Annotated in this window: 7 protein-coding genes and 1 pseudogene; 3 read left to right on the forward strand and 5 right to left on the reverse strand. The window is 70.7% G+C overall.

The window, feature by feature from the left end; translation table 11 throughout:
* Positions 1–74 precede the first annotated feature (74 nt).
* Entirely contained in the window at positions 75–758 is a 684-nt protein-coding gene (locus AB0F15_RS39770; protein ID WP_360282106.1) for a TetR/AcrR family transcriptional regulator C-terminal domain-containing protein, read from the forward strand.
* Here the strand turns inward: AB0F15_RS39770 and AB0F15_RS39775 are convergent.
* Positions 759–1,873, reverse strand: a pseudogene (locus AB0F15_RS39775) (NAD(P)/FAD-dependent oxidoreductase).
* An 83-nt stretch (positions 1,874–1,956) separates the two neighbouring features.
* On the opposite strand from AB0F15_RS39775, the gene AB0F15_RS39780 reads away from it, so the two are divergent.
* A complete protein-coding gene (locus AB0F15_RS39780; protein WP_360282108.1) occupies positions 1,957–2,619 on the forward strand; it encodes a TetR family transcriptional regulator in 663 nt (220 codons plus the stop codon).
* A 24-nt stretch (positions 2,620–2,643) separates the two neighbouring features.
* Here AB0F15_RS39780 and AB0F15_RS39785 read toward each other — a convergent pair whose 3' ends face one another.
* The 4 genes from AB0F15_RS39785 to AB0F15_RS39800 form a co-directional block, all read right to left on the reverse strand.
* Positions 2,644–2,994 carry a hypothetical protein gene (locus AB0F15_RS39785; RefSeq protein ID WP_360282110.1) on the reverse strand — a complete coding sequence of 117 codons (351 nt, stop codon included), beginning with the start codon at positions 2,992–2,994 and terminating at the stop codon, positions 2,644–2,646.
* Between the two features lie 158 nt (positions 2,995–3,152).
* Positions 3,153–4,904: a cellulase family glycosylhydrolase gene (locus tag AB0F15_RS39790; RefSeq protein ID WP_360282114.1), complete on the reverse strand. Its 1,752-nt coding sequence runs from the start codon at positions 4,902–4,904 to the stop codon at positions 3,153–3,155.
* A gap of 78 nt (positions 4,905–4,982) precedes the next feature.
* Entirely contained in the window at positions 4,983–6,419 is a 1,437-nt protein-coding gene (locus tag AB0F15_RS39795) for an RICIN domain-containing protein (RefSeq protein WP_360282116.1), read from the reverse strand.
* Positions 6,420–6,441: 22 nt separating this feature from the next.
* Positions 6,442–7,800 (reverse strand): glycoside hydrolase family 43 protein, encoded by a 1,359-nt coding sequence (locus tag AB0F15_RS39800; protein ID WP_360282118.1) that lies wholly within the window; start codon positions 7,798–7,800, stop codon positions 6,442–6,444.
* A gap of 294 nt (positions 7,801–8,094) precedes the next feature.
* On the opposite strand from AB0F15_RS39800, the gene AB0F15_RS39805 reads away from it, so the two are divergent.
* Entirely contained in the window at positions 8,095–12,144 is a 4,050-nt protein-coding gene (locus tag AB0F15_RS39805) for a family 43 glycosylhydrolase (RefSeq protein WP_360282120.1), read from the forward strand.
* Positions 12,145–12,251: the final 107 nt, after the last annotated feature.

Raw genomic sequence — 12,251 nt, forward strand, 5'->3', positions numbered from 1 at the left:
CCTCGATACTCGTGCGGCGATACGCCGTACTCCTCGATACACTGTATCGCAGTAGCCGATGTATTGTCACGCCCATGTTGGTGTGGGAACGACCGGAGCCGGCGAACCGGCCGGCGCCGGCCCCGTTGAGCCGGGATCTGATCGTCCGGACAGCGGTCGAGCTGGCCGACGAAGCCGGCCTGGAAGCGGTGTCGTTGCGCAAGATCGCCGGCGCGCTGGACGTCGGGCCGATGCGGCTTTACGGCTACATCGACACCAAGGACGAACTGCTCGACCTGATGGTCGACGCCGTCCACGCCGAGATCCGGCCGGCCGGGGACGGGTGGCGCGAAGTGCTGACTTCGGTGGCCGAGGCCACGCGGCAGGCCGCGCACCGGCACGAGTGGTTCGCCGACCTGATCGGCGGCAGGCCCCAGCTCGGCCCGAACGCGCTGGCCAGGGGCGAGGCGGTGCTGGCCGCGCTGGACGGCGTCGACGTGGACGTGGTCATGCCGGTGGCCGCCGCCGTCGACGCCTACGTGATCGGCGCGGTCCGCCGGGAAATCGCCGAACGGCGGGCCGAGCGCGCCAGCGGGCTGGACCAGCGGCAGTGGCAGCGCACCCACGGGCCCTACCTGGTGCGGATGTTCGCCACCGGCCGCTTCCCCGCGCTGGAGACGGTCGTCCGCGACGCCGCCCACCTCGACGCCGACGAGACCTTCCGCCTCGGCCTCGGCTTCCTCCTCGACGGCATCGGGGCCGGCATCGCCGCCGGGTAGCTACTCCCCGGCCCCGGCGCCGGTCAGCATGGCGACCATGGCGTGGGGTGCGTCGTCGCCGAACATGATGGCGTAGACGTCTTCGTCTTCCGCTTCCGCGGCGGCGCGGGCGAACATGGCCTGCTCGAACTCGGCCAGCGCCGACTCCACGTCGCCGGGGTGGGCGGCCAGGGCCTGGCCGAGTTCGGCGCCGTCGAGCATGGCCAGGTTGGCCCCCTCGCCGTTCGGGGCATCAGGTGGGCCGCGTCGCCGAGCAAGGTCACCCCCGGGACGCGGTCCCAGCGGTGCCCGGCCGGCAGGGTGGCGAGGCGGCGCAGCACCGGTGGGGTGTCGCTTCCGGTGATCAACGCGGTCAGCTCGGGGGCCCAGCCGTCGAACTCCTCGGCGACCCGCGCCGTCACGGTCGCCGCGTCGGCCCCGGCCAGCCAGTCCTCGGGCTTGAACAGCTGCGCGTACGTGTGCAACGTCCCGCCGCTTTCCCGGTGCGCGACGAACCCCTTGCCGGGTGCCAACGCGTAGAGCGCGCCCGCGCCGACCGCCTTCGCGACGGCGGGGTGGCGGGCGTCGCCGTCGAAGAGGAACGTCTCGACGACCGTCACGCCGACGTACTCCGGGGTGGCACCGGAGAGCAGCGGACGGACTTTCGACCACGCGCCGTCCGCGCCGACCAGCAGGCTCGTGCCGAAGCGGGTGCCGTCGGCCAGGCTCACCTCGTGGCCGCCGTCGCCGCGGGCCCGGGCCCCGGTGACCTTGTGTCCCCAGTGGACGGTGCCGGGTGGCAGCGAGTCGAGCAGCAGCTGCCGCAGCTCGCCGCGCTGCACTTCGGGACGTTCGCCGGTGCCGTCGTCGGGCTGGTCGAGCAGCACGGTGCCGTCGCGGTCGACCACGCGCGTGGATTCCCGGCCCGGCAGGACGAGCTTCCGGAATCCCTCGGTCAGGCCGGCTGCCTCGAGCGCCGGCCGGCCGTTCCAGGGGTGGATGTCGAGCATGCCGCCCTGGCGGCGGACGCCCGGTCCGGCTTCGGCCTCGTAGACCTCGACCGGGATGCCGTGCAGGTGCAGGACGCGGGCCAGGACAAGGCCGCCGAGGCCGGCTCCGATGATCGTGACAGTCATGGTTTCCTCCGATTGGATCGTCGTTCCAATCAGGACGCTAGCACGAGTTTGGATCGACGTTCCACACGTGCGATGATCGGCACATGGCGAACCGAGCCCCACGGCGCACGGACGGGCTGTCCAAGGAAGTGATCGTCCAGGCGGCGGCCGCGATCCTGGACGGCGGCGGCGAGGCCGCGCTGACCTTCCGCGCGCTCACCGCCCGGCTGGCGACCGGCTACGGCGCGATCTACCACCACGTCGCGAACAAGAGCGACCTCCTCGCGGCGGCGACCGACGCCGTCATCGGCGGCGTGCTGGGCGACGCGGTCGTCGAGGCGGAGCCGCGGGAAGCGCTGCGCACGGTGTCACTGGGCCTCTTCGACGCGATCGACGCCCACCCCTGGGTCGGCGCCCAGCTCTACCGGGAGCCCTGGCGGCCCGCGCTCCTGGAGATCTACGAGCGCATCGGCGGCCTGCTCGTCGCGCTCGACGTGCCCGGGCGAGCGTTGTTCGACGCCGCGGGCGCACTCGTGAACTACGTGCTCGGCGTGGCCGGGCAGAACGCCGCCAACGCCCGGCTCGCCGCCGCCGACGGGGACCGCGAGGCGTTCCTGGGCGCGGTCGCCGCCCGGTGGGCGTCGCTCGACCCGGACGAGTACCCGTTCGTCCACCAGGCGGCGAACCAGCTGCGGGAGCACGACGACCGCGAGCAGTTCCTCGCGGGCGTCGACCTCTTCCTGGCCGGGATCGCCACCCTGCGGTAGACCACGCGGGCCGGGAAGTCCGGTTCAGCGGGTGACCGTGCAGCCGGTGGCCTGGAGCCGACCGGCAGCCTGCAGCTGGTAGGCAGCGCAGGTCAGCGTGGCCGGGCCGGTGGGAACCAGCAGCACGTCCAGGCCCACGAGCCGCCACGCGTAGAGGGTGCCGACGCGGAACACGTAGGGCGCCCCGAGATCGGGGAAGCCCGCACAGTCCTTCGACACGTCGTACGTCGAAGAGGCCAGCCGCTCCTGGGCCGCGCTGACGCAGCTCGTCGTGGTCGCGGCCAGTGCACCCGGCGCCGGCACGATCAGTCCGCACCACGTGGCGAGCACGAGCGAAGCGACCGCGGCCCAGCGTCGAACCGATCGGAATCCCACTGGTCCCCGCCTTTCGACAGTGGTCAAAAGGGGGTGCAACGGACCCCCTGCTCCGGCAACTTCACGCTACGCCGGGCGGGCCGGGGCGGATATGGGACATCCGGGCGATCGACGGAGAAGACCTTTTCCCGCAACGGAATCCGCGGCGACGCCACCGCTCACCGCACGGCGGTGGGTGCCCAGGCCGCGAGTTCTGCGCGAACCGCCGCCAGCTGGGCCGCGGTCGGCGCCGCCGCCGGTTCCGCGATCAACGCGTAGTGCAGACCCGGTGTCGCCGGCAGGCGCAGGCGGTCGCCCACCCGGGTGACCGAGGCCAGGTCCGTGACCACTGTCGGCGTCATTCCGGCCGGGACGTGCAGCTCGGTCGGCGCGCCCGCGTCGGTCCCCTGCCACACCAGGACGCCGTAGCGTCCGGTGCCGGTCAGCGCCGCGGTCGCCGGCATCGTCGACGGGATCCGGTTCCACGTCAGCGTCTGGCTGCCGTCCCGCGAGCGGTCCTCGTAGGTGAACGCCAGCGTGTGCCCCGCGACCGCGGCCGGGTAGAGGCGGTCGAGCAGCCGCGCGTCCTGGCGGAGCTGGACCGTTCCGTCGTCCGCCGTGCGGGCCGACGAGAAGTCCTCGCCGTTCCAGGCGTCGCCGTCCGTCTTGACCTTGTCCGGGTTGTCGTTCATCAGCTCGTGGTGGCGGCCGCTGTAGCTGTCCCACTGCCACTGCGTCGCCGACAGCACCGGGCCCGACTGCGCCGGGCTGCGCCACCAGTTCGCGCCGGAAACCCGGGAATCCAGCGCCTGGTACATCGCCTTGTCCACCGTCGGGGTCTTGTCGGAGGTGTAGCCGGTCATCGGGTGCCCGAACTCGGTGACGATCGCCGCCGTGCCGAGTGCGGTGGCGCGGTCGCGGACCGTGCCGAAGTTCGCGCTGTACTGCCCGTCGCCCGCCTTGCCCGGCATGAACACGCCGGACTGGGCCAGCTGGTCGTAGAAGTGCGTGTTGAACACGTACCGCGGCCCCATGACGCCGGTGTCCTGGAAGCCGCCGGGGTGGAGCTGGAAGGAGATGTTGGCGTTCCAGAACATGTTCGGCTCGACGAACGCGGGCTTGTCCTGCCAGCCGGCGGTGTCCATCGCGTCGCGGAAGCGCTTGAAGAACGGCCAGAGCACGTTCTGTTCCCACGCCTTGCTGTCCTGGCCCTGGTCGTACCGCCCGGCGAAGGGTTCGTTGTACGGGTCCATGCCCGCGACACTCGCGAACTGGGCGGCGCTCAGGTTGGTCCGCAGGTAGGACATCGTCTGGACGGCCTGGCCGACGAACTCGTCTTCGACGCCGTGGGCGTTGTGCCAGAAGTCCTTCGTGGCGTCCTGGACCGCGCCGTTCTGGGTGATGTTCTGCCCCCAGTGGGCGCAGATGCCGCAGCTCTCCGCCGGGTAGCCGCCGAGGTCGACGACCCACTTCGGCGCGCCGTCGCCGGTGTACCAGCTGCCGCGGTTGAACAGGTAGCGGGAGAACAGGTCCTGGTGGAAGTCGGGCAGGACCGTGAAACCCTCGTCCAGGAACGCCTTCAGCTGGTCGGTCAGCGCCGCCAGGTACCGGGTGTCCACCGGGCCGCGCACCGGCTGCGTCCCGGCCCACGCGATCGGGAATCGCACGGCGTTCGCGCCCGTGAGCGCCCGCATCGACTGGGCCGACCGGCGCGCGTCGGCCGCGGTGGCGAACGGTAAGAAACCGTTTTCTGCCAGCTTCGTCTCCCCCGAGACGTTGAAGCCGCGCAAGACCACTTCACGGCCGTACTCGTCGACGAAGGCCGATCCGCGCACGGTCAGCCGGTGCTGCGGGACGTCTTCGGCCACCGCGGCCGCGACGACACCGGACGTCATCGCCACGGCGGTGAGCAAAGCCACGAGTAAGCGCATCGGTGCGGCCCCAAACGTGAATGAGTTTCGCAAAAGCTAGCGACCCACCTCCGGCCCGTCAAGGGCCGGAAGTGCCGATCAGGCCGCCCGGCGCAGCCATTGCTGGTTCGCCACACCGGTACACGGGTACTGTTTGAGGGCGGCGCCGTCGGCCGTGGATCCGGAGACGACGTCCAGGCACTTGCCGCTGTGCCGGGCCGCGAGGCGGACGTACCCGCCGTCCACGGCCTGGATCTGCCACTGCTGGTTCGTGCCGCCGTTGCACGTCCACTGCACCGCCGCCGCACCGTCCGCCGTCGAGGCGTCCGAGACGTCGAGGCACTTCCCGCTGTGCCGGGCGATCAGGGTGACGTACCCGTTGCCGAGGTCCAGCTCGCTCCACTGCTGGTTCCCGCCGCCGTTGCACGAGTACTGCTTCAGCTGCACGCCGTCGTCGCGCGCCGAACTCGGGACGTCCGCGCACTTGCCGCTGTGGCGGGCGACGAGCGACTCGTACGCACTGCCGGTGCCGGCACCGGCGACCACGCCGGTCGCCGCGTCGACGCTGACCTTCGGGTACCAGTTCATCGACATCGTGGTGGCACTGGGGAAACCCAGCGGCAGCCACACGTACCGGGACTCGTTCACCGGACGGTTCCAGGCACCCGCCCAGCGGTCGCCCAGGTAGAGGTAGGAGGTCGCCTGCGAGCCCTGCACGGGCAGCACGTACGCGGTCTGGCTGCCGAAACCGGTGGAGTCGCCGACGTTCGCCAACCCGCTCCACGTGCCCGTGACGCTGGTGGCCGTCGCGTACTTCTGCTGGTTCGGCTGCCAGCTCGTGGCCGCCGAGGTGAGCAGGAAGTAGACGCCGTTGCGCTTGAACATCGCCGGCGCCTCGCGGTACGAGCCGGGCCACAGCGTCCGCACCAGCGCCGCGACGCCGGTGTAGTCGGCGGTGAGCCGGTAGACGTTGAGGTCGGCGTTCTCGCGCGCCGCGGACGCCATGTACGCGGTTCCGTCGTCGTCCTCGAACAGGGTGAGGTCACGCGACATGTGGGCACCGAGCGGGCGGAAGCTGCCGCGGTAGGTGTAGTTCCCGTCCACCGTGGACGAGGTGGCCACGGCCGCCCGCGCTTCGGCGTAGTCGTCGCCGTTCTCCTTGTGCATCCACAGCACGTACTGCCCGGTCGAGCTGTTGTAGAGCACCTTCGGCCGTTCGATCTTCGCCCGGCCCAGCTCGGCCGCCGACGACTGCGTCAGCACGTCGCCCCGGAACTCCCAGGTCTTCAGGTCGGTCGAGCGGTAGGCCGAGACGGCCCGGAAGGTGTCGTCGGCGTTGCGGTTCTCGCCGAACCAGTAGTAGTACGCGCCCACCTTGAGCATCCCGCCGCCGTGGGCGTGCACCAGAGCACCGGAGGTGTCGGTGAACTGGCTCCCGTTGGTCACCGTCACCGGCGCGGCCTGCGCGCCGGGTGCGCCGAGCAGCAGGGTCGCGAGCAGGAACAAGGACAACACCGCGCCACGTCGTCGTAGCATGACAGTTCCTTCCGAAGCGGTCTCAGTAGCCGATGTGGAAAGTCGCGTCCTGTTTGTCCACAGTGGAGGAGGCACTGCCGAGGGGATCGATCCGCAGCACGTAGTCGTGGTGCCGCACATAACGATCCGGGTAGTTGTGCGAACGGAACGACGACCAGCTCGCGTCGGCGAGTCCTGCCGTCTGGTGGAAGGTGGCGTCCGCCTTGAACGTCGCCGAGCCGTCGTCGGCCGCGAGGTGCAGCTCGTAGTTGCTGTGCCGCAGGTACCGGCCGGGGTAGTTGACCGACTCGAACGACACGCCGGTCGCGTCCGCCAGCCCGGGCACCAGCTTCCACAGCTGGTCCTGGTACGGGTCGAACGGGTAGGCGTCGATGCGGCCCACCGAGTCCGCGTGCCGGACGTACCGGTCCGGGAAGTTGTAGGACTTCAGCCGCCGCCAGGCCGGGGCGCCCCACTTGGCGACCAGGGCGGACCGCTCCGCGGCCGTGATCGGCGTGATCCCGGGGTGCTTGGAGTTCAGCGGCTGCGTGTACGCGCGATCGTTCAGCAGCGTCCAGTTCCCGGCGGCGACGTCGGTGGTCTCCCAGCAGAAGAACCGGCCGTTCGGGCTCCAGGTGTCACCCCAGAGGTACCAGCGGTTCCCGGTCGGCACGGGCACGATCTGCGGCGCCTCCACCCCCCGCCCGGGTGATATCCCGGTCTTGTACGTGGTGAAGCTGCCGGCCGCGAGGGAGCCGGAGCGCTGGCCGACCAGGGTGCTGTTGGTGTTGTTCTTGACGTACAGGTAGTTGACGCCGCCGATGGTGGCCATCGTCCCGTCGATCGTCGCGTGGCCGGGGTCGAAGAACACCTGCGCCGCACTGACCGTCGTGAAGTCGGTGGTGTAGTTGACCATGATGACGTCGTGGCCGCCGTAGGCCGCCGAGTAGATGATCGCGTACTGGTTGCGCGAAGGGTCCCAGAACGCCTCCGGCGCCCAGCTGTGCGTGGCCATCGAGTGCAGCTTGATCCGGCGGTAGCCGGTGAACCCGCGCAGGTCCGCCGAGTCCCAGACGTGGACGTACTGGTTCTGCAGCGACCAGTCGGTGCCCTTGAGGTCGGTCGCGAGCACCACGAACCGGCCGTCCTGCTTGCGCAGGACGAACGGGTCCCGCAGCCCGCCGGTGCCGGCTGTCGGCGTCACCACCGGGTTGTTCTGGTTGAGCGGCATCCAGTCGAGGCCGTCCGGGCTGACCGCCAGGTGCAGCCCGTAGTCGGCACCCGTCATGGACGGTGACTCGGTGAAGTAGGCCATCACGTAGCCGTCGTACGCGGTCTGGGCGCGCGCCGCGACCCTGCTGCCGATCACACCGGCGAGCGCGGCGCCGGCCACTCCCGCCATCAGTCCTCGTCGACCGATCATCGTCCACCCGTCTCATCGTCGAAGGCCGGGATGCCTGGCGCCAAGGTTTGTTAGCGCTAACACGCCGCAGTGTAAGTGAGCGTCGCCACATCGTGTCAAGGGCCCGATCGTCGGGAGCGCGGACACCCACCAGGCAAAACAGCCGATTGACCGACCGGGGATCGGCAGCTATGTTAGCGCTCACTTCGCGCCCGGCGGCCGTTCGGAATCGGGAACAGCCGCGCGCCGCCCCTCTTGCCTGCGCCGTCGGCGCCCAGCTCCTGGAGAACCGGTATGCCCGTTCGACTCTCGGCGACGACGACGTCGCCGAAGTTCGCCCGGCGGCACCGCCCGCTGACCGCGATCGCCGCCACCCTCGCCGTTGCCGCGGCGTCCATGACCGTCTGGGCCTCCTCCGGCCACGCGGCGACCCTCGACGACGGGCTGGTCGTGCGCTACGACCTGACCGGCGGCTCCGGCAGCACCGTGCCCGATGCGTCGGGCCACGGCCGCGACGCCACCGTCAGCGGCGACACCACGTGGCAGGGCGACGAGGGCCTGCGGCTGGGTGGCACGAACGGGCACGTCCACCTGCCCGACAACCTGATGCGAGGTCTCACGGACATCACGGTTTCGGTTCAAGTCGACGTCGCGGCCGACCAGGGCACGCCCTATTTCCTGTGGGGCATGGGCAACACCGCCGGCGGCGCCGGGAACGGCTACCTGTTCACCACGGGCGACCAGTTCCGCGCCTCGATCGCCTCCGGGAACTGGTCCACCGAACAGACCGTCGGCGCGGGGCGCAACCTCGCCCGCGGCAGCTGGCGCACGATCACCTACACCCTCGCCGGCGGGACGGCGCTGCTGTACGAAGACGGGATCGAGGTCGCCCGCAAGACCGACGTGACGATCACGCCCGGCTCGATCGGTGGCGGCACGACCACCGCCGACTACCTGGGCCGCTCGGTCTACGACGGCGACAAGTACCTCAAGGGCAACGTCCGCGACTTCCGCGTCTACGACCGCGCCGTGACCGCCGACGAAGCCCACGCCCTCGGCGAGCGCACCGCCGCCGGACGCGCGACGGCCGACGCGGCGGCCCTCGACCTCGGCGACACCTCCGCCGTCACCGACAACCTCACCCTGCCCAAGACGGGCGCCGGCGGCTCGGCGATCACCTGGTCGTCGAGCAACCCGGCCGTCGTGTCGGCGACGGGCGCGGTGACGCGGCCCGCCCCGGGCACCGGGAACGCGAAGGTGACCTTGACGGCGGCCGTCTCCTACGCCGGCCAGACCGCGAACCGCTCCTTCACCGTCACCGTGCTGCCGGACATCACGGACCGGCAGAAGGTCGACAACGCGCTCAAGGACATCGTGCTCCCGGACCAGGACGCGGTCCGCGGCAACCTCACCCTGCCGGTCAAGGGCGCCCGCGACGTCACGCTGACCTGGTGCAGCCAGGACCCCCGCGTCGTCACCGCCACCGGCGAGGTGACCCGGCCCGCGGCCGGAGCGCGGCCGGCCAAGGCCCGTCTCACGGTTCGCGCGACGAAGGGTCACGCAACGGCGGAACGCACCTTCACCCTCACCGTCCTGCCCCTGCCCAAGAAGGAGGCGCTCGAGGGGTACATGTTCGCCTACTTCACCGGTGAGGCGACCCAGGACACCGAGCAGATCCACTTCTCGGCCAGCCGCGGGAACGACCCGCTGCACTGGGACGAGCTCAACGGCGGCCGTCCCGTCCTGCGCTCCAACTACGGCGAGACCGGCGTGCGCGACCCGTTCATCGTGCGCAGCCCGGAGGGCGACCGGTTCTACATCGTCGCCACCGACCTGCAGATCAACGACGGCCGCGGCTGGGACCAGGCGCAGCGCCACGGCAGCCAGTACCTGGAGATCTGGGAGTCGACCGACCTGGTGACGTGGTCGAACCAGCGCCACGTCCGCGTTTCCGACGACACGGCCGGCATGACGTGGGCGCCGGAAGCGACCTACGACCCGACGATCGGCGCGTACGTCGTCTACTGGGCCACCAGTCCCTACGCCCCCACCGACGTCGACCACACCGGCTCGACCTACCCGCGGATGATGTACGCGACCACCCGCGACTTCCGGACCTTCAGCAAGCCGCAGGTGTGGAACGACCCGGGGGCCGGCGTCATCGACTCCACCGTCATCAAGGACGGCGACTACTACTACCGGCTGACCACCGACGGCAAGGTCATCGGGTCCTGCGAGCGCGACATCGTGCTCGAGCGCTCGAAGAACCTGCGCGCGGTGGACCTGCCGACGACGAAGCCGCGCAACTGGGAGCTCGTGAACGACTGCATCCGCACCAAGCTCGGGACCGACTGGGTGGAAGGCCCGACGGCGTTCAAATCCAACGACGGCAGCAAGTTCTACGCCTTCATGGACGAGACGCCGCGACGCGGGTACGTCCCGTTCGTCACCGACTCGCTGGCGCACCCGAACTGGAGCATCCCGGCGGACTACCAGCTCCCGAAGAGCCCGCGCCACGGCACGGTGCTGCCGGTGACGAAGGCCGAGCTGGCCAAGCTGCGCCAGGGACCGCCGCCGATGACCGCCGACAAGCAGGGCGTCGTCGCCGACTACGACCTCACCGCGGGCTCGGGTGACACGGTCACCGACGTCTCCGGGAACCGGCGGGACGCCACGGTGCACGGCGGTGTCACGCGCTCGGCCGACGGGCTCGCCTTCGGCGGCAAGGACGGTTACGTCGCCCTGCCGAACAACCTGATGACCGGCATGGCCGGGATCACGGTGTCCGCGCAGGTGTGGGTCGACCCCGCCCAGCAGACGCCGTACTTCCTCTGGAACCTGGGCAACAGCACCGACAACACCGGCGACGGCTACCTCTTCGCGACCGGCGACACCTACCGGGCCGCGATCGCCGGCGGCAACTGGTCGACCGAGGAGAACGCCGACAGCAAACGGGCGCTGACCCGCGGCGCCTGGCACACCCTGACGTACACGCTGGCGAACGGGACGGCGCGGCTCTACGACAACGGCGTCGAAGTGGCCCATGTGGACGGTGTCACGGCGAAACCCGGTGACCTCGGCGCGGGCATCACGACGTCGAACTACCTCGGCCGGTCGGCCTACGGCGCCGACAAGTACTTCCAGGGCAAGATGCGGCGGTTCACCGTGTGGAACCGCGGCCTGACGGCCAAGGAGGTGCTCGGCACGCCGGGCAACGAGACGGCCGTCGGCTCGGTGAGCCTGGACTCCCTCAAGGTGCCCGCCATCATCGACAGTGCGAAGGGCACGATCGTCCTGCCGGTGAAGCCGGGCACGGACGTGCGGCGCCTGGCGCCGGTGCTCCAGGTCGCCGACGGCACGCAGGTGTTCCCCCACAACGGTTCGAGGCAGGACTTCACCGGCCCGGTGGGCTACTCGGTCGTCGGCGCCGGCTGGAGCAGGCGGACGTGGACGGTCAGCGCGGTGGTGATGAAGAGCCCGGTGCTGCCCGGCTTCAACGCGGACCCGAACATCGTCCGCTTCGGCGACACGTTCTACATCTACGCCACGACGGACGGCTACCCCGGCTGGTCGGGCACAACGTTCGACGCGTGGTCGAGCAAGGACCTCGTCACCTGGACGCGGCACCCGAAGATCCTCGACCTCGGCCCGGACGTGTCCTGGGCGGACAGCCGGGCGTGGGCCCCGACCATCACGCAGAAGAACGGGAAGTACTACTTCTACTTCTGCGCGGACGCCAAGATCGGCGTCGCGGTGTCGGACTCCCCCACCGGGCCGTTCACCGACGCGCTGGGCAAGCCGCTGGTCGCGGGGAACCCGGGCGGCCAAGGCCAGGCCATCGACCCGGCGGTGTTCACCGACGACGACGGGCAGACCTACCTGTACTGGGGCAACGGCAGCGCCTTCGTCGTGCCGCTGAACGCCGACCTGACGTCGTTCGACCCGGCGAAGATCAAGCAGCTCACCGGGCTGACCGGGTTCCGCGAGGGGCTCTTCATGGTCAAGCGCCGCGGCGTCTACCACCTGACGTGGTCCATCGACGACACGGGCAGCGAGAACTACCGCGTCGGCTACGCGACGGCCACGAGCCCGCTGCTCGACGGGCTGGTCAACCGGGGCGTGATCCTGGAGAAGGACCCGTCGCTCGGCATCCTCGGCACCGGGCACCACAGCATCGTCCAGGTGCCCGGGACCGACGACTGGTACATCGCCTACCACCGCTTCGCGATCCCGGGCGGCGACGGCACGCACCGCGAAGTGACCATCGACCGGCTCCGGTTCGCCGCGGACGGGACCATCGCCAAGGTGGTCCCGACCCTCGGGAGCGTCCCGCCGCTGAAGTGACCGGTGGTCGTGGGGGGGGGGGGGGGCGGCGGCGGGGGGGGCGCCCCCCCCGCGGGTGTGGTAAAAGACAAGAGCGGCACCCGGAACCGACGGGGGGGGTGGACGAG

It is taken from the genome of Amycolatopsis sp. NPDC026612, from assembly GCF_040638285.1.
In the GTDB taxonomy this organism is placed as follows: Bacteria; Actinomycetota; Actinomycetes; order Mycobacteriales; family Pseudonocardiaceae; genus Amycolatopsis.